Below are 21823 nucleotides of genomic sequence, written 5' to 3' on the forward strand. Positions count from 1 at the left end.
ATTGGAATGAATACAATGATTAATAAAAATATCCCTTTAACTGACCTACATCGTCACCTTGACGGTAACATTCGTACTCAGACCATATTAGATCTAGGCAAAAAATTTGGCATTGCACTTCCAGCTTACGATATTGAAGGCCTAACGCCTCACGTGCAGATTGTTGAAGCCGAGCCATCATTAGTCGCCTTCTTATCGAAGTTAGATTGGGGTGTTGCGGTATTGGGCGATCTCGACGCATGTCGCCGAGTGGCCTATGAGAATGTTGAAGATGTTCTTAACGCACAAATTGACTACGCAGAACTGCGCTTTTCACCTTACTACATGGCAATGAAACACAAACTTCCGGTTGCAGGCGTGGTTGAAGCCGTGGTTGATGGAGTACAAGCCGGTGTACGTGATTTTGGCGTTAAAGCAAACCTGATTGGTATCATGAGCCGCACTTTTGGCATTGATGCTTGTCAGCAAGAACTTGATGCGATTTTGACCCAAAAGGATCACATTGTTGCTGTTGATTTAGCCGGTGATGAACTTGGTCAACCGGGCGATCGCTTTGTGACTCATTTTAATCAAGTTCGCGATGCGGGTTTAAATGTTACCGTTCACGCAGGAGAAGCGGCTGGTGCAGAGAGTATGTGGCAGGCCATTCAAGAGCTTGGCGCAACTCGTATTGGTCACGGTGTTAAAGCGATACACGATCCTAAACTGATGGATTACCTTGCAGAGCACCGAATTGGTATTGAATCGTGCCTAACATCGAACTTCCAAACCAGTACGGTAGAGTCGTTAGAAAATCACCCAATTAAACAGTTTTTAGATCATGGTGTACTCGCATGTCTAAATACTGATGATCCAGCGGTTGAAGGGATTGAGCTTCCTTATGAATATGAAGTCGCAGCACCTCAAGCAGGCTTAAGCCAAGCGCAAATTAAACAAGCTCAGCTTAACGGCTTAGAACTTGCCTTCCTTTCTGCTCAAGAGAAACAAGAGCTGACGAATAAAGTAAGCCAACGCTAAGCAAACCACCACATAAAGTTAACACTAAAAAGCCTCTAGTCTGCGAAGATTAGAGGCTTTTACTTATATTCCAGAGAACTACATACACAACACTTAATCACTACCACTCAACAGGCTGATTATCTTGCGCTGTTTTATGCGCCTGTCCAAGAGCACTGCTGCTCTTACGACCGAACAGTTCATTAAGCATTTCTTCACTATCGGCTGTCAGCACTAATATTTCAATTCTTCGGTTAACGGCACTATTAGGATTGTCCTCATCGAGCAGCATTTTGTCTGACATCGCTGTCACTTGAGAAACTCGATCCGCAGGCATACCGCCAAACTCGAGAACCTCTCGTGCACGCTGTGCTCGTTGGCCTGACAAGTTCCAGTTATTGTTTCTAGAACGCTGATTAAACGCTGTTGCATCTGCATGACCTGAAATCATAATGGCATTTTCAACGGTAGTGAACACAGGAGCCAATGCGAGCAGCAAGTCTTCAAAATAGTCGGTTAAGCTTGAACCACCTAAGCGGAACATCGGTCGCTGCTTGTCATCATTGACCAAGATTCGGAGGCCTTGTGGCACGATTTCAATCTGTACATGCTCACCAATTGATAAGTGATCACTGTACGCATTCATAAACTCGCCCAATACCACCATCTGCTCTTGGCTATCATAACGACCAGCAACTAAAGACAGACTCTCACTGCCTATGCCACCGAAGTTATTACCGTCTCCATCCTTAACGTTGATGGTTAAACTATTCCCCATATTTCGAGGATTACTTGGATTTACACTAAGTAAATCAGGTAATGCGCTGCCACCAAAATCAATAGCAAATAAACTATTATCAACAAATTGCTCCTCTATCGGAATCATTTGCGGTTGGCCTGCTAACTTGCCAACAATTCGTTCTTTTTCATCCGACGTGGTCACTTGCAGTATCCACATCACCATAAAAAAGGCCATCATGGCTAAGGTAAAATCCGCAAACGCGACTTTCCATGCCCCGCCTTTAAATATAGGTGTATTTCTACGACGTGCGCGCCGAATAATGATCTGCTCTGATTGACTACGCATTATTGAAATACTCGCTGAGTTACCCAAGTCTCCATTTCAGAGAAGGTTGGTTTAACATCCAATAAGATTAACTTACGCCCTGCATCAACCGAAACTAATGACCCTTTACCTGAAGTATGAGAAACCAAAATGGCACGAACACATTCAAACGCAGAAATCTCACGTCTCACACGCTTTTCCATCGCAGCACTGATTGGGTCAAAAACACAGTAGCAAAAGAAAATACCTAAGAAAGTACCCACCAACGCTGCTGCAACACTCACGCCAATCTCAGCCATGTCAGCATTAATATTGGTCATGGTAATCACGATGCCCATAACCGCCGCTAAGATACCAAAACCCGGCATAGCCTCAGCCAAACGGTGCATGCTTTTTGAAGGGGTTAGCATGTCATCTTCGATAGCAGCAATTTCTTGCTCAAGCAGGTTCTCTAGTTCGTGGCCACTGATTTTACCCATCGCGAGTAAACGGAAGTTATCACAAATAAAGGTAACCAGTTTCGGGTGCTCCATGATCTCTGGGTAAGCTAGAAACATACTGCTTTGATACGGCTCTTCAATATGCTCGTCCAATGCGCGCATGCCGCCAACACGTACTTGCTCAAGCAAGTGATGCATCATTGAAAGAAGCTCACGGTAAAGCTTACGCTCATCTTTTTTAACCATGATGGCTTTGGTTTGTTGCCACATTTCAACAATCACATATTGTGGATTACCTAAAATGACAGCACCTGCGCCTGCACCCAAAATGATAATCAATTCAGCCGGTTGCCACATGGTTCCTAAATAGCCTCCAGCCATTAAGTAACCGCCAAACACACCAAATATGATGACGATAACGCCGATAAGTTTTTGCATGATTGTTCCTTTATAGTTGACTCTTAATCATCGTCTGAAGATTATTTAATGCTTGTTTATGCAGCTGACAAATTCTGGCTTCAGTGAGCCCAACTACCATTGCAATCTCTTTTAAGCTCAGCTCTTTTAAGTAGTACAAACTCAAAATTAACCGTTCACGTTCAGGTAACCGACCCAATGCGTACTTCAGTAAATCTTGATCAATCAGGTTCTGAACAGCGCTATCATTTGGTTCTAAGTGAAAATGTTCACTGCCTTGCTCAAATAGTTGCTCAAGGCTTTGTAGCTCTTCAGCTTGGCTCACATAGAGCAAACGATGATACTCATTCGATGTCAGCCCAAGCTCTTGTAAAATCTCTTGCTCAGAAGGCTGACGCGATAATTTTTTGGTTAGAAGTTTGATCTTATTGGTTAGGTCATGTGCTTGCTGACGAAGTTGCCTTGGTCGCCAATCTCGACGTCTTAACTCATCTAAAATCGCGCCACGAATACGTCTTGACGCAAAATACGGGAAGTTTTCATCCATCTCCCCATAGCGCCTAGCGGCTTCTAACAAGCCAAGTAAACCAAGCTGTTCCATATCATCCAGCCCAACAGTAGCCGAAGCATGTGGACGCAGTTGATTTACAATTCGCTTAACCAACTTCAGGTGTTGGCGCAATATTGCACCTTCATCGAGTGTCGAAGGTGTAGGCTGTACTTCCATATATTCATGTTGAGAACAATCTTGGGCTTCTAGCATGATGTCACCTGTCTGTTATTGAAGAACCAGCTTGGTGAACAACACATCATCAATGTTGTACATAAAGCCATTTTCCAGAAGTGTTTTGGCAAGGTTCATCTGCACTTGCTTCTGCATGTAGTCAATGTCGTTAATTGAACGCATCTCTTCGTAGCTGTATTGGCTAAACATTTTTAGCAGCACGTTATTCACGACTGGGCGAAAACGAATCAGTTCTTCATGCGCAGTGAGGCTCGACGTTTTCAAATCCAGCTCTAGCAACAAGTAATGAGTACGCTCTTCACCATTAAGGGAAATGACGAATTTATCCAAAGACATGAAATGGGTTTGAGTATCTTTGGCACTAGAACCGAAGATAGTAGAGACATCGTTACCATCATTATTTATAAAATGAAGCGTGCCAAACGCAGTACCAGCAATCAGAGCTGAGGCGGTAACGCCTGCCAAGACTAACTTGACCAGAGGGTGACTGAAGTTAAACATAAAAATTCCTTAGACTAAGCGGGTAACGCGATGGTCTTCGAGACCAGATGACTGAAAAGTTGAAGAGTGCCAGTCGGATTCCGCAACCATAATATTTTCAAGCGTTTCAGCTTGGGTATCTTGATACTGAGGCTCACTGTGATCGCCCACATCAACACTTACCTGACTACCCAATAGCTCTTTAGATTCTAAATCGTGCCTTAATCGCTCTGCACTTTGTTGAATCGCTTCTCTTAACGCAGGATCATTGGCCAGAACCTGAATTTGTACTTTTGAACCATCCACTCTGACACTTAATTCCAATGCGCCTAAATGTGGCGGATCAAGACGGATTCGAGCGTGTGAAATATCCTGACTCATCTGCATTTGCACGCGATCTTTTAACACTGACATCATCTGCTGACCCCACTGCTGTTTGTTCTCATCAACCTTAACGGCTGACCATTCAACAAGATGGCTATTCGTAATGGCGTGAGTATTCGCAGCAGCTTCCGTTGTGACAGTGGGTGCAATGCCCGCTTGCAGATTTTGCATCGTCATAAACGACTGAGGTGATTGAGCGCCACGCTGCATCTGTGCTAGCAATTCAGGGTTGTGCATCTCTGGTCGAACAGGGACCATCGCATTAGAAATAATGCGTTCCATTGCCTGAGAGAAATTAAGCGTGTCCTGTGGGAGCTGCGATTGAAACAAGGCTTGAGGGCGATGCTGTTGACCAAGCTGAACATCAACACTTTGAAGGCCATCAGCACGGCGCATCATAGCCAATAGCTGTTCGCGAATTTCGCCACCAAAGTGATTGGTCAATTCAACAACACGGAACTGCCCATCAGGCGGAAGCTGAGACATTAGTGACTGGTCACTATCGAACTGCCAATCTTCCATATCTGCGAGCTCTTTGAGTTGGTCATAGAGATCAAACCAGTACTGGCCAGACTGAGCACCTTCGGCCGTCGTCACGTCAGAGATCCCCAATAGCGCAGCAAAACCCGCTGATGTACCACTTTGCTCTGAGCGTATCGGTGTTGCCGTTACTTGAGATTGACTAGACGCTGATGCAGCGTGAACTGCACTCATGCCATTGCCCTCTCTACTTGAGTGTATTCAGACATACCTTCACGCTGACTTTGCAGACTCGCCAACATACGACCAATACGCTGCTTCTCTTCATCACACAAATTAATCGCTACAGTGTGCGACTCTTTAAGGGCCACAAGGTCATGCTTGAAACGTTGCGCTGCTGCAGGTTGCTCATTAATGACCGTTAATATCTTGCGAATTTTCAGGTCTAACTCGCGCAGTTCTTTCCACTCTTTGTGCTTGCAGTTGTGCTGCAATCTTTGGTTAACAGTACGTAATAAAGCGCTATTAATTTCCATGTGCTGCTCCAAAGTTTTGCCATCCTTCCTGAATATTGGTCATGACAGAGCGCACTTCATGAAGCTTCTCAATTTCATTTTGAGTACTAGCCTCAAACAAGCGCAGGCTGCAAAAGTCATACAGGTTATTCATCTGCTCTGCCATTTCTCCGCCGCGCTTCATATCAAGCGCACTGTTCAAACCACCGATGATGTCGAGACAACGTGCAATCGCTTCACCTTTCTCTTTAAAACGCTTGGCCTCCATGTGCGCTTCCGCTCGGGTCAAGGTATCGAGAAATCCGCCAATCAGCATCAACACCAGTTGATATGGGCTAGATGCGGCAGCTTGTGCTTCTACATCAACTTGTTGATAGGCATCGAAGCCCGACTCATCATTAAACATTTACTACTCCTTAAAGCATGAACATCGAACCTGTCGATTGCATCTGTGACATCGCTTGTGCCATTGCAGAATATTCACGTAGGTAACGGTTATAGGTTTTTTCCATTCGGTAATCGAGGGTCTCTTTTTTGTCGTCCACTCGATCGATATTGCCTTGTATGGTGTTTTGACGTGTTTTAAGCAGGTTATCTCCGCTTGCACTGCCAGTGTAAGGCGCAATCGCTTTATCAAGAGAAGCAAGTGCACCATCATCACCTAAGAAGATCGCATCGATTTTCTCAGGATTTTCAGCAAGCACTTTTTCAAATCGGGCACTATCAATTTTTAGTGTGCCGTCGCGGTTTGCTTCAATACCAATGCTGTAGAGCGTACCCTCATCAAACATGCCACGAGTGGCGTTATTAAGCGTATTCTTTAGACCACGAGCGGTAGAGTCACTGGCCAAAGCACCAGCAACACTGATCGAGATACTGTTGTCATCGTCGTCATCGTCGTTATCGCTGTCTTTATCCAACTGATAATCGGTTTTAGTGTGCTTTAACACGGTGCGCATCAAATCGTTATAAGCGTCAACAAACTCTGTCACGGCTTCTTTTGATGCTTCGTTGTCAGCACCAACGGTTAACGTTAGCGGAGAGTCTCCCGCTTCATGAGTCTTGGTCACTTCAAAGCTGACACCGTAAATTGCGCTATCAAACGTATTGCTGCTGCTGGTCAGCTCTAAACCATTTTCGCCACCCAACATTACAATCGCATCGGCCGCCGTATTAAGCTCTCGGTGACTGTGAGTCGTGCCCGTCACCGTCACATCAAACTTATTCTCAACACCGGTTTCATCCGATGTCAGTACCAAGTGTTTCTCACCATCTGAGCTCACAACGCTAGCGTTAATACCAACATCTAAATCATTAAGGTGATCGGTTAACTCATTCAAATCAGAGAAATCAGAAAAATTGACCGTAATATCTTCGCCATCAGCGGTGGTCAATGTCATCGAACCATCGGCTGGCAGTTCACCACCTTCAAAGCTAAAAGAGTCTTGCTGCGCTTTCGCCAGTTGCTTGACAAAAAGATCGTAAGAGCCCGTGCGCGCTTGGCTGCCTGCTGTTGCATTGATGTAATCATCTTGGCTTTGCGTGACTGAGTTTTTAATAAAGCTGTTATCCGCTTTATTCATGCCATCTAGTGCAGTTTTGAAGCTGCTGAATGCACTGTCGATATCTTTCCACGCATCAAGCTGGTTTTTGTACATCGCCTGTTGGTTTGCGTATTGAATATCAAACGGTTGGCGCTGAATCATCACCATTTGCATTGCCATTTGAGCCGGATCAATCATGTCTCTCTTCCTATCGTTAACACCGCCAGTATGGGCAGCTTTTGCATGATGAGGGAGTGTTGCTTTAATTGACTCTGCTCAAGTGGATCCACATAACCTACTTGCTTAGAGCAAAAAGCATTCCAACACCTAACTTTTTGTTTAATGACGAATAAGTAGCCACAAAGGTATGTTTTTGCGCATTTATTCATCACTATCGAATTTTTAAATCTCTTAAACGGAAATCAGCATTCCGATGACGGAAATAGTGCGGAAGCATTAATGTTAATAAGTTCCGATTCTCGCTAGTCCCTGTCATATCTGTGTTTCCTACAACTAACAAACGACAAATCGACACTATTTCTTAATCAAATCAAAAGCTGAAAATGGGATCTTGTAAGCAGAAATGAGTGACGAAATATCTGCGTAAGGTCTAGTTGAATTAAACAAAAAGTGAGGATAAATGGAGGTTAAAAAGGGACAGAAATTCTAGCGATAAAAAAAACCGCAGCGGGGGCTGCGGTTTAGAAAGATAGAGTGTGGTAGCTAAATTATTTAGCTTCAGCCAAATTAGATTAGGCTCATTACCATGCCAGACATGCCATTTGCTTGAGAAAGCATAGACATAGACATTTGCGTTAGCATTTGGTTTTTCATCATTTCTGAAGATTCAACCGCGTAATCAGTATCCATGATACGACCTTTCGCCGCTTCTGTGTTCTCACGCATGTTACCAAGGTTGGTCACTGTATGGTCAAGGCGATTAACCGTCGCACCGAGAATAGAGCGCTGCTCACCGATCTCTCCTGTTAGGGTATCCAATACAGCCATTTCAGCAATAGCTGACGCTTGATCCGTTAAACCACCAGTAGTCGAAAGGTCAACATCACCAACGTTAGCTGATAGAGCCATCGTTGAAGTAGAAGATGAACCAATTTGGAACGTCATACCTGCTTGTAAAAGACCAGTACCAGCACCGTTAGAACCATCAAAAATCTTATTACCCGCGCCATACTCTGTATTATCTTGAATATTAGTTAGTTCAGCTTTTAACTCTGTGTACTCTGCGTCCATAGCGTCGTATTCAGCTTGAGAGTTCGTGCCATTAGCCGCTTGTGTCGCTAGATCTTTCATGCGGTGTGCAATATTCGTCATTTCATCATAAGCACCTTCAGCAGTCTGAAGAAATGATTTTGCGTCTTCTGAGTTACGTGCAGCAACCGTTAGACCATTTGACTGAGACTGAAGGCGAGTAGCAATTTGCAGACCAGCCGCATCATCAGATGCAGAGTTGATACGGAAACCCGTAGAGATGCGTTGCATCGCTTGGTCCATAGAGCCCGAAGTTTTATTTAGGTTGTTTTGCGTCAGTAGAGACGTGTAATTAGTATGAATAGATAGCATGGTTGAATCCTCTTTTGATTATGCTGTTCTGCTTGCATAACTATAAAACGTCGATTGATAACAACCACTTAAACCACTAATTTCAGATTCCTTTAGGAACGACAGGAAAAAAAATAAATTAAATAAAGATTAACGTTATTTTGCCGATTAGATCGATTTTTAACCTAAAATATCATGACTAAAACAATAGTAGTAATAACACCAAACCAAATAGCACGCTTCATCCATAGCTGCTGCTCTTTTGTCGCGAATCCTTGCTGGCCGTCACTACCTAGTGGCGACCATAATAATTGAATTGGTTGGGTAAGCTCTAATCCGTTAGTCACTAAACGCCAGCCACCGCCTACCGACGGCAACAATTTTATCATTTGATCGCTGGCCAGCGTTGAAGCCACTAATACCGCTTCACCCTGGGAAACCTGCCAGCGAACTTGATGCATCTGCCCATCAAGCTCAAATTGAGTCATTAGTACTCCGCGGCCACTCGGTAGTTGCAGTACTGGGCTCGCTTGTTGACCTTGCTGATAGACCATATCGTGGCGACTTGGCGTCACTTGTTGGGCCGAGTAAAGCATTCTCACCACCTGCCACTGAGCCAATGGCATGACCAAACTAGGCATTTGCTGCTGTTGATGTTGAGTAGGAATGTGGCTTGGTTGCTTGGATGGCTGAGACATCTGCTGCTCAGATTTAAGCTGCGCAGGTTCTACGCGAACCAATTTATCAATGCCGGGAGGGAGTTGTGACTGCATACTAACCTCAGAAAAGTGATTGCCTCAAGAAATGAGTAAGCTAAAAAATTAGGTATAAAAAAAGCCAGTCAGTAACTGGCTCTTTTTCGTGTAATGAATACAACATTGAGATGTTGTTTGGGGCTCGATTAAGATCTCGTTAACAGAGCAACTACGGTGTGCCGATGAACATTCGCTTGGGTTTGGATATTTTGGTACACCTGAGTAAAGCTTGCTTCTTTTGGTAAAACACGCTCTAAATCTCGCTCAACCGTTGTTAAACTTATTTCAGCGCTATTAACGTTTTTCTCATTAATCGCAGAAATTTTTTCATTAACTAAACGTCTATGAGCTCGAAGCTCTTGAACACTGGCTTTTACCTGCTGCATCAATTGTTTAGTTTCTGCTTGAGATTCACGCAGGTGTTGGTTATCCGCTTTAAGCTTTAACGGTTCAAACCTTGGTTCTGTCGTATCAACTTTAGCGCGATTCGCTTTACCCGCAGGAAAACGCTCACCTTGGCCCGTCACTTTCATGTGGGTTGATACGCGCTGCCAATCTTGTTCGCTGGCGTTAAACACCAATTGGCGCTGCTTATCAAGGCCAACGCCTATCCCGTGTTCATTGAACGCTTGGCGAAATTGCATCGCCTGTTTTTCTGGCGTTGCTTGGCTGTCTAACTTAACCGGAACCGCATTGGCGCCGCCTTTTCCTAAGTTGAACACCAAGGTTTCATCTCGACCTACAGCGCGGTTGGTATCCAACCCTTTAATGCGAAAAGTGGTGCGATCATCACCATGATAAATCGGCTTTAGTTGCCTGCTCACGACAGGCTGGTTCTGAAACTCAGCTTGCTGAATAGAACGCTCCATACTGGTATTGATTCTATCGATCTCAGCGGTAATTTTCGCTGAAGCACCGCCCGATTTCAGAGCAAAGCTTAAGCGTTTATTCAGCTCGCCTAAACCATTGCCAATCTCCATAAGGCTGCGCTCGGCTACTTGCGCAGAAGCGAGTTGTTGTTGCGCTCTCTGAAGCAGGCTTTGACGGCGAGTATGTTCTGGCGTTAATGTTTGCGACAGGCGAATCGGGTCGCGCTGTTTGCTTTCAGCAATACGTGGGCTCTCAACCACCTGCGTATTATGCCCAGCACGCTTAGCAATAACAGCAGGCTGTTGATTCACACCAGAAGTTGTTGCTCTTAAATCACTAACTTGAGAAACCATACTCTATTTCAATTCCTGCTCTGAACTATCAATACACACTTTAAAAGCGGTACTTAGAAACGATATACATCTATAAAACAAACAATTACATTATCGCAAACAGCGACATGCTCGCCGTTTTCGCGTACGTTGCTTGGGTTGCCTGCAGTGCCAGCAAATAGTTGTTAAATTCCACCATGGCATCGGCATAATCAAGGTCTTCTAGCTGCCCAATCAATTGATTATTAAACAGTTCAACCTCTGAATGGCCGCTACCTAATGTACCTAACGAGTTCTGTCTTGTACCCAAATCAGTGATAGAACCAGATATTGAGCCCATAGTTGCATCAAGAACGTCCAAACTTCGCTCTAATACATCATTACTCGCTGCGTTAAAATCAGGATCACGAAGCTCAACAATCGCTTCATCGAGCTGATTAAAGATATCCATATCACCAGAGAAAAACATATCACCGGCATTAACGTTGACCTTCATGGTCACACCATCGCCGACCACGACTTCACGCACACCCATGTCACCGTTGTAAACCCAGTTACCATCTGCATCTTTATCCAGCGGCTTGGTATTGACGTCATTACCGGCAAACAGGTATTTACCGTTTTCATCTTTCGCATTCACCAGAGACTCTAAAGTCTCTTGCAATTGCTCTAATTCTGCTGCCATCGCCTCACGCTCGGCTGGGCCATTAGAATCATTGGCAGCCCAAAGGAGTTTGTCTCGCATCTCATGCAGGATTTCGACACCATTGCTTAGATACACCTCCTGATTTTTTAGCAAGGTATCCGCTTGCTCAATATTACTTTGGTATTGAGTTAAAGCGGCTTGCTGGCGACCTAGGCTCATGACGCGCGTTGATGCCATTGGATCATCAGATGGCACTAAAATTCGCTTACCTGTTGCCATCTGCTGCATCAATTTGTTAATGCCGAGCGAGTTGTTATTCAAGCTCGATGACATCATTTGGCTATATTGATTGGTACTAACTCTCATGGGGATTCCTCAATTAAAATAGCTGCATAACAGATGCAAAGGTTTGATTCGCGGCATTGATAACCTGAAGGTTGGCTTGGTAGGCTTGTTGGTACTTCATTAAGCTCACTGCTTCTTCATCAAGATTTACGCCACTGGTGCCCGATTTCTCAATCGTCGCTTGCACGTAGATATTGCTCGCGGCGTGGTGGTCAGACTGCGCTTGGCGGGTCTTCACTGCGATGTCACCCAACATTGAGGTATAAGCACCGCCTAATGTTTGAGAACCTAAGTGAACAATGTCAAACTCTTGGTCTTTGATTTCGATGAGCTTAAGCAAGTTACCGTTACTACCCGGCTTACCGTCGTCAGACAAGGCTAAATCTTCTGGTTTAAAGTCAGGGTCGATTTTTAATGTCGACGCTGGGTTATCAGGGTCAAAGACAAACAAGGCTTTACCTGCATTACCATTTAAATCAAAACCTTGCCCAAGCTGGTCGTTAAAGGCTGTGGCAAACTCAAGCGCAATATCATTGATGATCTCTTGAGATGGAATCAACACATCTTTCTCGTAAGCGTCTAATGCGCCCAACTTGCCACCAATATCAGAACCAATTGGAAAATCTTGCCCATTAAAACTCAGTGATAAGATTTGGCTCTGTGGGTTGTTCGGATCAGCCGATACCGCAAACTGCGCGGTTTGGTTACCACTGATCAATGGCTGACCATTCGGCAATGCCAGTTCTAGCGTGCCATCACCAGGATCAGTAATGCGAATTTCGACTACTTCAGAAAGTTCGTTAATCAGCACGTCACGCTCATCACGAAGGGCAGCAGTATTTTCACCACTCACTTCACCCTTACGGATCTCTTCGTTGAGTTTGCTAATGTTGCTTAATAGACTGTTACCGTGTGCAACCGCTGAAGTGCGCTGTTGGTTCAAATCAGAAAACTGACCGTCAACCGAGCTGCTTAGTTGATTCATACGGTTAGCCAATGCTTCCGCTTCACTGATCACTTGCTGGCGATTCGCCGAGCTATATGGCGATACACTGGCACCATTAAGTGATGAGAAGAAGTTATTGAAACCTTGGTCTAGGTTCATTGAGTCTGCTGAAAGTAACGTCTCTAAACGTTGCAGTTGCTGATGCGCTGTAGATGTTTGGCCAAGCATTGAGCTTGCACGGAACATTTGATTGGTTTGATACTGATCCGTTACTCGACGGATGCTTGTCACGCTGACACCATTACCTGCATCGTTCAAGCCCATCGCGCCTACAGCACCAAACACCGCTTGCTGACGGCTGTAGCCAACCGTGTTGATATTCGCAACGTTTTGGGAAGTAACGTTCATCCCTATTTGGCTAGCTTGTACGCCTGAAAGGCCTATGTTCATCAAGCTCATACTGAAGACTCCTTAAGATTGACATGCAACAGTGGTTGGCTAAAGGCTCGACTTGATTGGGTAACGTTCAAATCTTGCGACGGTAGAATTTGCTGCTCTTGTGTAGGTAAAGCGACCTCAGGAGTGGCGTTCTTAAATTCACTCTCGACAAATGTGCCTTGAGATTGCGCTGGGAAAGGAGAAATGGAAGACGCTTCAATGGCCGCGCCTCGCATTTCACTTCCTGTTGCTTGTTCTCGACCCAATTGAGCCACAATCGACTCTGCTAAACCCATGCGGCCTTTGGACATTTCTATTGAGATCTGACCATCAAAAAACTCTTGATAAGTCTTATGTTCACGGCTGCTAAACAGTGGGTTCTCTTCATCACTTTGTAATGCTTCATTTGATTGACGCATCTGCTTGAGCACCATTTGCAAAAACAGTGACTCAAACTGCTCTGCGACACCTTGAAGAGCTTGGTCGGTATCGCCTGAGACCTTGAGATCATTTAAGTTTCGGCTATCAAAACTGGTGACAACCCCCACGTTGGCAGGCTGATGATTCGAGCGCATGATATTTGACGGCATGTGCTGCAGGGCAAACGGGTTGACAGGAAGTGTGGTGACAGTCATTACAATTCCCCTTAAATCACAACAAGTTCAGCGTTAAGCGCACCTGAAGTGTGCAACGCTTGCAGTATAGCCATCAGATCATCTGGTGAGGCTCCAAGGCTATTCACCGCTGTAACAATGGTTTCAAGCTCGACACCTTCAGGCCAGATAAACATCGGGTTACGCTCTTGGTTAATATCAATTTCAGATTCAGGAACAACCACGGTTTGACCACCACCAAAGGCATTCGGCTGGCTAACATTGAACGACTCACCAATGGTCACGGTTAAGTTGCCATGGCTCACCGCTGCTCGACCAATTTGAACCCCTTGGCCAACCACTACGGTTCCGGTTCGGGTGTTGAAGACCACTCGAGCACGTTGACGACCGATATCGACTTTCATCTCTTCCAAAATAGACATAAACACCACGCGCTGCTCGAAATCTTCCGGCGCTTGGATCTCGATCCGCGCATAGCTCACCGCGGTTGCTGTCTCCGGGCCAAATGTCTCATCGATGGTACGAGAGATGTTTCTTGCGGTGGTAAAATTAGGCTTTAAGAGGTTTAGGGTTACGATAGGTCGAGAACTAAAATCAGATGGAATTTCGCTTTCAATGATCGCCCCATTAGGGATACGACCAGCAGTTGGCACATTGACTGTAATACTTGAACCTGTGCGACCTTCCGCTTTAATACCACCAACCACAAGGTTACCTTGAGCAACCGCATAAACTTGACCGTCAATCGCTCTTAATGGCGTCATGATTAGTGAACCACCACGTAAGCTTTTCGCATCACCAATCGAAGAAACGGTAATATCGATAGCTTGACCTTTACCCGACAACGGCGGAATAGAAGCGTGCACACTCACCGCTGCTACGTTACGCAGTTTAGGGTCAATATTGTCATCAAGTTGCAAGCCAAATTGACGAAGCATGTTGGTCACAGATTGACTGGTAAATTTCACTTGATTACGGTCGCCTGTACCATCAAGGCCAACTACCAAGCCGTAGCCAATCAATTGGTTTTCTCTCAGACCTTGAATATCGACCAAATCGATAAGGTGTCTTTCGCTGGCGGAAGCATAGGCAGGCGTCGCTGCAATGACCGGAATAGTGGCAATGCAGCCAATGAATAGAACATTGACGACCAATGTATAAAGAAACGCGCGAACTTTAGATTTCATGAGCACCTCTTAAAATGGGAATAGTGGATTAACAAACAGCTTGGTTAACCAACCTGCTTCGTTGGCATCTGCCAACACGCCACTTTGTGAATAGGTGATCCGAGCATCAGCCACACGCTGCGAAGAAATTTGATTGCCATTGTTGATGTCATCAACACGCACTAGACCATTAAGACGAATAAATTCATCACCTTGGTTAAGACGAATCCATTTCTCGCCTTTTATGCGAACAACGCCATTGGGCATCACTTCATGCACCATCACGGTAATTGAACCACTTAAAGAGTTACGCTGAGAGCTGGCTGAGTTGCCACGAAAATCACGGTCACCTGATAAGTTACCGCTTAATCCACCAGCACTAGTTCCGGTATCATAATCCGCAGATAAGCCACCTGACGAGGTTTTACCGAAATTGGTGTTAGCTTGTTTACTCGAGCGGGTATCTTCATCCAAAGAGACCGTTAAGATATCGCCAACACGATACGCACGCCTGTCTTGAAATAGCGTCCAAATATAGCCATCACGGTAAACTGAACCTGCACCTGCATCAGGCAAAGAGTAGTCCAGCGCCGGTGGTGCATAGACATCATCATCAGGCGAAGGGCGATCATCAATCAATGATGATGAGTCGAACGAGCTACACCCAACAAGCAACAGTGCACTGAAAATCAGTGCGAATAATCTCAACATTGGTTTACCTTTATAGGTTTAGGCTTGCACTCAGTTTTAGCTGCAGTAGATAGTGATGAGGGCCTAAACGCATCAATCCATGAATATATCGCTGCGCATAAGACCGATAAGGTGTGGAGCTAAGCTCAAAATTGAGCACCTTATCGACCAAATACACACTTACCGCTCAAGCGTCACTTAGTTTTTAACAACTGAAGCTTTTAAGAACTGGCGATTACAGAACTTGGTTTACGTATTGCAGCATTTCATCTGCAGACGACAGTGCTTTCGCGTTCATTTCGTAGCCACGTTGAGTCGTGATCATGTCGACCATCTCTTCAACGACTTGTACGTTTGAACCCTCTAGGACACCTTGTTTTAACTGACCAAAAGCACCTTCGCCGCCTACACCATCAATCGCTTCGCCACTTGACGCGGTTTGACGGAACATGTTGCCACCAAGCGCCTCAAGGCCAGCTGGATTGATAAAATTGGCCAGAGTGATTTGACCAATTTCTTGTGGGAAATCACTGTTCGCTACTTTGGCTGACACTGTACCATCGTGACCAATCGTGATCGTTTCCGCATCTTCTGGTACTTGAATGTTCTGAGCTAATGGTAGACCTTGCGCAGTGACCATCATGCCTTCTGAATTCAAGTGAAATTGGCCGTTACGCGTATACGCGGCTTCACCGTCGGCCGTCTCTAACTCAAAGAACCCTTGACCATCAATGGCCACGTCTAGGGTCTGACTCGTGGTTTGATACATGCCTTCAGTGAACACTTTCTGTGTTCCGACGACACGTACACCAGAACCAAGCTGAATACCGCTTGGCAGTTCATTGACTTCATCAACCATCGCACCAGGTTGACGCTGAATTTGATAAAACAGATCTTCAAACGCCACACGGTCGCGCTTGTAACCAACCGTATTCACGTTGGCTAGATTGTTTGAAATGGTGGCCATTTTCGCATCTTGTGCGGCTAGGCCTGTTTTACTGATCCATAACGCTGCGTTCATTACTGTTTCCTTTAAGCTCTTAGTAGGCGGTTACCCGCTTCGGCGATTTTTTCTGCTGTTTGCATCATTTTCAACTGCATTTCGAAGTTACGGCTAAGGTTCATTGAACTCACCATCTCTTCAACAGCAACAACGTTACTCTGCTCCAAAAAGCCCGATACCATCGCAACTTCACCTTCTAACGCCGGGGCAAATGGGTCTTCGCCACGAAATAATCCGTTCTCGAGCTTGCGTAGATCCGCGGTATCAGGATTCACCAATTTCACTTGGCCAATCTCTATTGCCAGTATTTCCCCTTCAGGCACAATATTAATACTGCCGTTATCACCAAACTCAATACTGGTATACAGCGGAACATTGATTTGCTGGCCATCATTACCAATCAGCGGCAAACCGTTGATTGTTAGGTCGCCATCTTGGCTGCGTTCAACATTGCCGGCACGGGTATAAGCTTCACCGCCATCTTCCATCTCAACCGCAAAGAAACCTTCGGTACGCAAGGCTAAATCAAGTGGACGGTCTGTCTGTTGAAGAGGGGCAATATCAAAACGTGTTCCACTGGTTTCCGCCTTCACAAGTGCGCGAGTATCATACGCAGCGCCTTGTACAGCGAACGCTTCCGCGCGCTCCATGTCGGCGCGAAATCCGTGTGTGTTAAGGTTTGCTAGGTTATTGGCAGCGACTTGCTGAGCGGTGAAAACTCGCCCTGCGCCACTCGCTGCCGTGTAAATCATACGATCCATCAGAATCAGCCTTACATGTTAAATAGGACTTGAGTCAGCTGCTGCTGAGTCGATAGAGATTGAGCATTCGCTTGGTAATTACGTTGAGCAGTCATTAGACCTACTAGCTCACCCGTTAGGTCAACGTTTGACTCTTCTAGATAACCCGTGCTCAACGCACCCAATGTGCCTGTACCCGGCGCGCCCGTTAGCGGTTGACCAGACGCTTGAGTTGCTGCCCAACCCGTATTGCCCATTTGAACTAAGCCACCGTTATTTGGGAAGTCAGCCAAAATCACTTGGCCTTGAATCATCTGCTCGCCGTTGCTGTAGTTAGCAAAAAGGTAGCCATCTTCATCAATCGTGATGCCCGTTAGCTCACCTGCTGTGTGACCATCTGAGCGGTTTGTCGATACTGCAAAGTCACTGCCGTATTGCGTTGTACCCGTCATGGATAAGTCGAACGCCATTGCTGATGCGCCATTTTGTGGGTCATACGCAATCGCTACATCACCCGTTGGTGCAGTTAGGTTGCCGTCAGTATCAAATTCCACAGAAGTTGGCGAAGCTAAGTCATCACCGTTCATGCAGTAATGAACATCCCACTCGTTCTCACCAGTTTTAACAAAGTACTGAGTTAACGTGTGTTCGTTGCCCAGTGAGTCATAAACCGTGGTGGTGTACGACGAGTTGTAGCTATCGCTGTCATCAGGGTCAAAGGGGTTATTTACGGTATCGATGTCTGTTGCGCCTGCATCAAAGTTGCTTGCAAAGTCGACGCGGCTAGTCGCTTGAGCGGGTACGGAACCGGTTTTCACTTGAAGATCCGTTACTGAACCCGTTTGTACGTTACCAAAAGAATCGGCGCTGTAACCTTGCAAACGGTGACCCGAGTTATTCACAATAAAATTGTCTTTATCTTGGTTGAACATACCCGCACGCGAGTAAGAAGTAGAACCATCTGGCGCTTCTAATACGAAGAAACCATTGCCACCAATCGCAAGGTCGGTAGGTCGTCCGGTCATCGACATGTTCGAGCCGTTAAAGCTTTGGGAAACGGTCGACATCTCTACACCACCGCCCATACCACCGTTCATCACCGCAGCAAATTCTGCACGTGATGACTTAAAGCCAACCGTTGATACGTTAGCAATGTTGTTACTGATCGTGTTTAGCTCTTGTGAAGTGGAGTTCAAGCCACTCATTGCAATATTAAAACTCATTTTTACTCTTCCTAAATATTAAATGGGGTGTCTAAAATTACAGGCAAATTCGCTATCCACGTGCCAGTAGGTTGAAAGGAGAAATAGTTGGGGTGTCATCGCCACCACCAGCTTTATCGCCGTATTGCGTAACATGGAAGAAAGGCACATAACCCACACCACCAATAAGAAACTCAGGTGAGCCTCCACCGGGTGGGATACGCATCTTCTCAATCGTGCCGGAGATCATAAGCTCTGGCGTGTAGCTGCTATCATCGGTAACAACATTCAAGTCGTATTGACCATCTTTAAGCCCCAATGATTTTGGATCGATATTGAAGGCCACTTCGCCTTCACTGTTTGAACCAAGCTCGATGGTATGAACCACTTTGCCCGCTTCATCTTTAATCTCTATTTTCAGATCTTCGACAGATGTCGTGAGGTCAATCACGCCATCGTGTTTAGTTCCATCAAGTTCAATCGTATCGGTTGATACTCTGACGTCTTGACCAACCATGCCTGCCGTTGTAAGAACCTGAATGTTATCAAGTAGAACCATCTGATTTGAGATGGTGCCATTCATACTCTGCATCGTCTCAACTTGAGTCATCTGCGCTAACTGAGTCATAAACTGAGTCGTATCGAGTGGATCAAGCGGTGTCTGTGTTTGTATTTGAGCGATCATCAAGGTGAGAAAGGTATTATCCTGCCCACCGTTACCAGCAATCTGACCATCACTGGTTTGCTGGGCTCCTGAATCACTCGACATTACTCCGGCTAAGCTCATAAGAATTCCTTTAGTACCAAGACTGTATGGTTAAAATAACAGCCACTATTGGCCAAGTTTAAGCAGCCCCTGCTGCATGCTACGAGTGCGTGTCAGTACATCAACACTGGTTTCAAAGCTGCGTGACGCTGACATCATGTCGGCCATCTCATGCACCACATCGACGTTCGGGTAATAAACGTACCCTTCGTCATCTGAGATTGGATTGCCAGGCTCATAACGGCGATCAAGCTCACCTTCGGTATTCACCACATCAAGAACCTGAACACGAGCACCCGCTGTAGCCCTGTTATCACTGAATAGCTGCTGTTGATTTTGCTGATACACAGTGGCGAAAACAGGCTTGCGAGCACGGTAAGTCTCTGCTTCTGTTGTCGCACCTGAATTGGCATTGGCAAGGTTACTTGCGATAGTGTTTAAACGTGTGGTTTGAGCGGTCATAGACGAACCCGCAATCTGATAAATATCACCAAATGACATAACGATTATTGCCCCATAATGGCTGTCGATAGCCCTTTAAATTTCATATTCAAGAAGGTTAAGCTGGTTTCAAAATCCACTGAATTTTGTGCAAACTGTGCTTGCTCAACCCCCAATTCAACTGTATTACCATCAATTGAGTTGTTGTATGGATTGCGATACATCAGCTCTTGAGGATGAACCCTCGTTTGTGTTGTTGATTGCCCCTGCTGCAGACGATGTTCAACTTGTGAAATCGCATTTTTGAAATCAAAATCACGTGCTTTGAAGCCGGGGGTATCGACATTTGCTAAGTTTCCTGCGATAACTTTTGAGCGTTCCGCACGAAGTTCTAATGTGTGGGCATGAACGCCAAGTGCTTTGTCAAAACTGATTCCCATTTGATTTTCCTTGCAAACAAAAACGATGGTTAATGACTGTATATAACAAGATACGTGCCAACAATTAACTAGCTGTTTCTAAAGGGTTTAATCAACTAATCATTTAAAATAGGAAGAGTCATTTCCGCTCATGGGAAGTAAAGAATTAAGAAGAGGAAGTGCCTAATGAAAAGTGACAACAATGATGAATAGAACGCAATGGAGTGTGGTATTTGTTAGCCTAGTAACGGCATTTTCTGTGCACGCTAAAGATACAATATCGACAAGAGATAACCCTGAAATTCAACGAGTGTTGAACCAACATATTGAACAACTGTTAAGCCAAGTCATTGTCCAAAACAGATGGCAAGCTAGCTCTAAAAGCGTCACGATTACGCTCCCTAAGGGAAGCCATCGACTCACATCGTGCTCACAACCGCTTGAGATTACACGTCGTGACAACAGGCTATATCCTGCAGGTCGATTGCGCTTTAATGTTCAATGCCAAGGTAGCAAAGATTGGTCTGTAAACGCTCAAGCAACGGTCGACTTGGTCGTCCCAATGATCTATGTCAGCCGCACCGTTGCCAAAGACACCTTGCTAGTCAGTGACGATTTATTCACTAAGCCCACCAACTTAGCCTCGATAAATCGTGATTTTATTTCGCACTCAAACACGGTGATTGGTCAGCGCACACTAAGACAAGTTCGTAGTGGTCAGTTACTCTCACCAGAACGAGTCAGTCACCCATATATTATCAATAAAGGTGATAGCCTCATGATCGAAGCCGTTGGCGACAACTTTTCCACATCTATGCTAGGAACCGCCCTCGATAGTGGCTACTTACAGCAACAGATCAGAGTGCGTAATAATAGCTCGGGAAAGACAATTCGAGCGGTAGTGACAGAGAGTGGAAAAGTGCACACGCTTTTTTGAAAAAACCGCCTTATTTAATTTCAAATAGACGCCTAGTTTGCTTTAAGAGAATGAAAAAGACGGTCGTTTTAAAAAGATAACAGAACCAGACTCAAGGAATGCCCGATGATTAATATTGGCAACAACGGTAATCACACCGTTTTCAACCAAACTGTAAAGCCTTCTACTCACACAGAAAGTAAAGCGGGCGATGTAAAAACGAACAAAGAAACAACGCTTGAGCAAAAGGTTAGCCAAGAAGCTCGTACGTTAGAGTCGTTACAAAAAGAATTAGGTCAACTTCCTGAAGTCGACTTGGCTCGTGTAAATGAAATTCGCGCTCAATTATTAAAGGGTGATTATAATATCGACCTTGATGAGTTAGCTGGTGCCATCAAAACGACCCATCAACGCGATTGAGAAAAACCATTATGAGTGTGACGCCAATCAATACCTCTCGTTCAACCGCAATTAAGCAGTTTATTGTTGAGGTCAAAGCCGACCTGAATGATTATCAGCGGCTGCTTGAATTGATGGTGGTTCAACATAAATTACTCATAAAAAGAGAGACAGAAAAGCTCTCTCAGATCTCAGGCAAGCATAAGAGTTTTCTAAGCTACCTAGAAACTCGCTCCAAGCACCGTTCTCAGTTACTCATTCAGATCGGTGTTTCAGCAGATGCCAGTGGCGTGGCGAAACTCGTTGCTGCTCTGCCGAATAAGCTAGCTAAACCATTAGCGTCTGATTGGAATGATTTGCATCGCCTTATCGAGCAATGTAAAGCGCAAAACGAACGCAATAACGCGCTGCTCGACATGCAACAAAATATCTTAAGTCAGTTAACGCAAGACAGTTCTCCACAACTCTATTCGCCTGAATAGCTCTTAATAACAATAGCTTTCAAAAA

General features: G+C 45.2%; 26 protein-coding genes. 4 read left to right on the plus strand and 22 right to left on the minus strand.

The window, feature by feature from the left end; genetic code table 11:
• Positions 1–15 precede the first annotated feature (15 nt).
• Positions 16–1017, plus strand: a complete 1002-nt coding sequence (gene add / locus L4D20_RS17385) for an adenosine deaminase (protein WP_428802839.1) — start codon at positions 16–18, stop codon at positions 1015–1017.
• Positions 1018–1117: 100 nt separating this feature from the next.
• Here the strand turns inward: add and L4D20_RS17390 are convergent, their stop codons facing one another.
• The 22 genes from L4D20_RS17390 to flgB all read right to left on the minus strand — a co-directional run bounded on the left by L4D20_RS17390 (position 1118) and on the right by flgB (position 20021).
• Positions 1118–2083, minus strand: a complete 966-nt coding sequence (locus L4D20_RS17390; RefSeq protein ID WP_428802840.1) for a flagellar motor protein MotB — start codon at positions 2081–2083, stop codon at positions 1118–1120.
• On the minus strand, positions 2083–2940 hold the full coding sequence (gene motA, locus L4D20_RS17395) for a flagellar motor stator protein MotA (protein WP_428802841.1): 858 nt from the start codon (positions 2938–2940) through the stop codon (positions 2083–2085). The genes L4D20_RS17390 and motA overlap by 1 nt, the downstream gene beginning before the upstream one ends.
• 10 nt (positions 2941–2950) lie before the next feature.
• Positions 2951–3682, minus strand: a complete 732-nt coding sequence (locus L4D20_RS17400) for a FliA/WhiG family RNA polymerase sigma factor (RefSeq protein ID WP_428802842.1) — start codon at positions 3680–3682, stop codon at positions 2951–2953.
• Between the two features lie 15 nt (positions 3683–3697).
• Positions 3698–4165, minus strand: a complete 468-nt coding sequence (locus L4D20_RS17405; protein ID WP_428802843.1) for a flagellar basal body-associated FliL family protein — start codon at positions 4163–4165, stop codon at positions 3698–3700.
• A 9-nt stretch (positions 4166–4174) separates the two neighbouring features.
• Positions 4175–5242 carry a flagellar hook-length control protein FliK gene (locus L4D20_RS17410; protein WP_428802844.1) on the minus strand — a complete coding sequence of 356 codons (1068 nt, stop codon included), beginning with the start codon at positions 5240–5242 and terminating at the stop codon, positions 4175–4177.
• Entirely contained in the window at positions 5239–5544 is a 306-nt protein-coding gene (locus tag L4D20_RS17415) for a hypothetical protein (protein WP_428802845.1), read from the minus strand. The genes L4D20_RS17410 and L4D20_RS17415 overlap by 4 nt, the downstream gene beginning before the upstream one ends.
• Complete coding sequence (fliS, locus tag L4D20_RS17420; RefSeq protein ID WP_428802846.1) at positions 5534–5929, minus strand: flagellar export chaperone FliS; 396 nt, start codon at positions 5927–5929, stop codon at positions 5534–5536. Before fliS ends, L4D20_RS17415 begins: the two co-directional genes overlap by 11 nt.
• A gap of 10 nt (positions 5930–5939) precedes the next feature.
• Positions 5940–7265 carry a flagellar filament capping protein FliD gene (gene fliD, locus L4D20_RS17425; RefSeq protein ID WP_428802847.1) on the minus strand — a complete coding sequence of 442 codons (1326 nt, stop codon included), beginning with the start codon at positions 7263–7265 and terminating at the stop codon, positions 5940–5942.
• A gap of 549 nt (positions 7266–7814) precedes the next feature.
• Positions 7815–8648, minus strand: a complete 834-nt coding sequence (locus L4D20_RS17430; protein ID WP_428802848.1) for a flagellin N-terminal helical domain-containing protein — start codon at positions 8646–8648, stop codon at positions 7815–7817.
• A gap of 164 nt (positions 8649–8812) precedes the next feature.
• Entirely contained in the window at positions 8813–9400 is a 588-nt protein-coding gene (locus L4D20_RS17435; RefSeq protein ID WP_428802849.1) for a hypothetical protein, read from the minus strand.
• Between the two features lie 128 nt (positions 9401–9528).
• Complete coding sequence (locus tag L4D20_RS17440) at positions 9529–10605, minus strand: hypothetical protein (RefSeq protein ID WP_428802850.1); 1077 nt, start codon at positions 10603–10605, stop codon at positions 9529–9531.
• Positions 10606–10690: 85 nt separating this feature from the next.
• Positions 10691–11596 carry a flagellar hook-associated protein FlgL gene (gene flgL, locus L4D20_RS17445; RefSeq protein ID WP_428802851.1) on the minus strand — a complete coding sequence of 302 codons (906 nt, stop codon included), beginning with the start codon at positions 11594–11596 and terminating at the stop codon, positions 10691–10693.
• A gap of 13 nt (positions 11597–11609) precedes the next feature.
• Positions 11610–12980 (minus strand): flagellar hook-associated protein FlgK, encoded by a 1371-nt coding sequence (flgK, locus tag L4D20_RS17450; RefSeq protein WP_428802852.1) that lies wholly within the window; start codon positions 12978–12980, stop codon positions 11610–11612.
• Positions 12977–13594, minus strand: a complete 618-nt coding sequence (locus tag L4D20_RS17455; RefSeq protein WP_428802853.1) for a rod-binding protein — start codon at positions 13592–13594, stop codon at positions 12977–12979. The genes flgK and L4D20_RS17455 overlap by 4 nt, the downstream gene beginning before the upstream one ends.
• Before the next feature lie 11 nt (positions 13595–13605).
• The gene (locus L4D20_RS17460; RefSeq protein WP_428802854.1) at positions 13606–14760 is read right to left on the minus strand and encodes a flagellar basal body P-ring protein FlgI; all 1155 of its coding nucleotides are present in this window, start codon (positions 14758–14760) and stop codon (positions 13606–13608) included.
• A 9-nt stretch (positions 14761–14769) separates the two neighbouring features.
• Entirely contained in the window at positions 14770–15450 is a 681-nt protein-coding gene (gene flgH / locus L4D20_RS17465) for a flagellar basal body L-ring protein FlgH (protein WP_428802855.1), read from the minus strand.
• A gap of 214 nt (positions 15451–15664) precedes the next feature.
• The gene (gene flgG / locus L4D20_RS17470; RefSeq protein ID WP_428802856.1) at positions 15665–16450 is read right to left on the minus strand and encodes a flagellar basal-body rod protein FlgG; all 786 of its coding nucleotides are present in this window, start codon (positions 16448–16450) and stop codon (positions 15665–15667) included.
• Between the two features lie 11 nt (positions 16451–16461).
• On the minus strand, positions 16462–17193 hold the full coding sequence (locus L4D20_RS17475) for a flagellar basal body rod protein FlgF (protein WP_428802857.1): 732 nt from the start codon (positions 17191–17193) through the stop codon (positions 16462–16464).
• Positions 17194–17204: 11 nt separating this feature from the next.
• On the minus strand, positions 17205–18395 hold the full coding sequence (gene flgE / locus L4D20_RS17480; RefSeq protein ID WP_428802858.1) for a flagellar hook protein FlgE: 1191 nt from the start codon (positions 18393–18395) through the stop codon (positions 17205–17207).
• A gap of 52 nt (positions 18396–18447) precedes the next feature.
• Positions 18448–19161: a flagellar hook capping FlgD N-terminal domain-containing protein gene (locus tag L4D20_RS17485; protein ID WP_428802859.1), complete on the minus strand. Its 714-nt coding sequence runs from the start codon at positions 19159–19161 to the stop codon at positions 18448–18450.
• 45 nt (positions 19162–19206) lie between these two features.
• Positions 19207–19641 (minus strand): flagellar basal body rod protein FlgC, encoded by a 435-nt coding sequence (flgC, locus tag L4D20_RS17490; RefSeq protein WP_428802860.1) that lies wholly within the window; start codon positions 19639–19641, stop codon positions 19207–19209.
• 5 nt (positions 19642–19646) lie between these two features.
• Positions 19647–20021, minus strand: coding sequence for a flagellar basal body rod protein FlgB (gene flgB / locus L4D20_RS17495; RefSeq protein WP_428802861.1), 375 nt, complete (start codon positions 20019–20021; stop codon positions 19647–19649).
• A gap of 181 nt (positions 20022–20202) precedes the next feature.
• Between flgB and flgA the strand changes: the two genes are divergently transcribed.
• The 3 genes from flgA to flgN all read left to right on the plus strand — a co-directional run bounded on the left by flgA (position 20203) and on the right by flgN (position 21797).
• Positions 20203–20937, plus strand: a complete 735-nt coding sequence (flgA, locus tag L4D20_RS17500) for a flagellar basal body P-ring formation chaperone FlgA (RefSeq protein WP_428802862.1) — start codon at positions 20203–20205, stop codon at positions 20935–20937.
• Between the two features lie 105 nt (positions 20938–21042).
• Positions 21043–21336: a flagellar biosynthesis anti-sigma factor FlgM gene (gene flgM / locus L4D20_RS17505; protein ID WP_428802863.1), complete on the plus strand. Its 294-nt coding sequence runs from the start codon at positions 21043–21045 to the stop codon at positions 21334–21336.
• A gap of 11 nt (positions 21337–21347) precedes the next feature.
• Positions 21348–21797 (plus strand): flagellar export chaperone FlgN, encoded by a 450-nt coding sequence (gene flgN / locus L4D20_RS17510; protein WP_428802864.1) that lies wholly within the window; start codon positions 21348–21350, stop codon positions 21795–21797.
• The last annotated feature ends 26 nt before the right edge of the window (positions 21798–21823 follow it).

Origin of the sequence: Vibrio kyushuensis, assembly GCF_050337325.1 — a bacterium.
GTDB classification, from domain to species: Bacteria; Pseudomonadota; Gammaproteobacteria; order Enterobacterales; family Vibrionaceae; genus Vibrio; species Vibrio kyushuensis.

Excerpts from the sequence above, each read along its gene's own strand:
- add (WP_428802839.1), top strand. The coding sequence starts at position 16 with ATGATTAATAAAAATATCCCTTTAACTGACCTACATCGTCACCTTGAC.
- L4D20_RS17390 (WP_428802840.1), bottom strand. The coding sequence starts at position 2,083 with ATGCGTAGTCAATCAGAGCAGATCATTATTCGGCGCGCACGTCGTAGA.
- motA (WP_428802841.1), bottom strand. The coding sequence starts at position 2,940 with ATGCAAAAACTTATCGGCGTTATCGTCATCATATTTGGTGTGTTTGGC.
- L4D20_RS17400 (WP_428802842.1), bottom strand. The coding sequence starts at position 3,682 with ATGCTAGAAGCCCAAGATTGTTCTCAACATGAATATATGGAAGTACAG.
- L4D20_RS17405 (WP_428802843.1), bottom strand. The coding sequence starts at position 4,165 with ATGTTTAACTTCAGTCACCCTCTGGTCAAGTTAGTCTTGGCAGGCGTT.
- L4D20_RS17410 (WP_428802844.1), bottom strand. The coding sequence starts at position 5,242 with ATGAGTGCAGTTCACGCTGCATCAGCGTCTAGTCAATCTCAAGTAACG.
- L4D20_RS17415 (WP_428802845.1), bottom strand. The coding sequence starts at position 5,544 with ATGGAAATTAATAGCGCTTTATTACGTACTGTTAACCAAAGATTGCAG.
- fliS (WP_428802846.1), bottom strand. The coding sequence starts at position 5,929 with ATGTTTAATGATGAGTCGGGCTTCGATGCCTATCAACAAGTTGATGTA.
- fliD (WP_428802847.1), bottom strand. The coding sequence starts at position 7,265 with ATGATTGATCCGGCTCAAATGGCAATGCAAATGGTGATGATTCAGCGC.
- L4D20_RS17430 (WP_428802848.1), bottom strand. The coding sequence starts at position 8,648 with ATGCTATCTATTCATACTAATTACACGTCTCTACTGACGCAAAACAAC.
- L4D20_RS17435 (WP_428802849.1), bottom strand. The coding sequence starts at position 9,400 with ATGCAGTCACAACTCCCTCCCGGCATTGATAAATTGGTTCGCGTAGAA.
- L4D20_RS17440 (WP_428802850.1), bottom strand. The coding sequence starts at position 10,605 with ATGGTTTCTCAAGTTAGTGATTTAAGAGCAACAACTTCTGGTGTGAAT.
- flgL (WP_428802851.1), bottom strand. The coding sequence starts at position 11,596 with ATGAGAGTTAGTACCAATCAATATAGCCAAATGATGTCATCGAGCTTG.
- flgK (WP_428802852.1), bottom strand. The coding sequence starts at position 12,980 with ATGAGCTTGATGAACATAGGCCTTTCAGGCGTACAAGCTAGCCAAATA.
- L4D20_RS17455 (WP_428802853.1), bottom strand. The coding sequence starts at position 13,594 with ATGACTGTCACCACACTTCCTGTCAACCCGTTTGCCCTGCAGCACATG.
- L4D20_RS17460 (WP_428802854.1), bottom strand. The coding sequence starts at position 14,760 with ATGAAATCTAAAGTTCGCGCGTTTCTTTATACATTGGTCGTCAATGTT.
- flgH (WP_428802855.1), bottom strand. The coding sequence starts at position 15,450 with ATGTTGAGATTATTCGCACTGATTTTCAGTGCACTGTTGCTTGTTGGG.
- flgG (WP_428802856.1), bottom strand. The coding sequence starts at position 16,450 with ATGAACGCAGCGTTATGGATCAGTAAAACAGGCCTAGCCGCACAAGAT.
- L4D20_RS17475 (WP_428802857.1), bottom strand. The coding sequence starts at position 17,193 with ATGGATCGTATGATTTACACGGCAGCGAGTGGCGCAGGGCGAGTTTTC.
- flgE (WP_428802858.1), bottom strand. The coding sequence starts at position 18,395 with ATGAGTTTTAATATTGCAATGAGTGGCTTGAACTCCACTTCACAAGAG.
- L4D20_RS17485 (WP_428802859.1), bottom strand. The coding sequence starts at position 19,161 with ATGAGCTTAGCCGGAGTAATGTCGAGTGATTCAGGAGCCCAGCAAACC.
- flgC (WP_428802860.1), bottom strand. The coding sequence starts at position 19,641 with ATGTCATTTGGTGATATTTATCAGATTGCGGGTTCGTCTATGACCGCT.
- flgB (WP_428802861.1), bottom strand. The coding sequence starts at position 20,021 with ATGGGAATCAGTTTTGACAAAGCACTTGGCGTTCATGCCCACACATTA.
- flgA (WP_428802862.1), top strand. The coding sequence starts at position 20,203 with ATGATGAATAGAACGCAATGGAGTGTGGTATTTGTTAGCCTAGTAACG.
- flgM (WP_428802863.1), top strand. The coding sequence starts at position 21,043 with ATGATTAATATTGGCAACAACGGTAATCACACCGTTTTCAACCAAACT.
- flgN (WP_428802864.1), top strand. The coding sequence starts at position 21,348 with ATGAGTGTGACGCCAATCAATACCTCTCGTTCAACCGCAATTAAGCAG.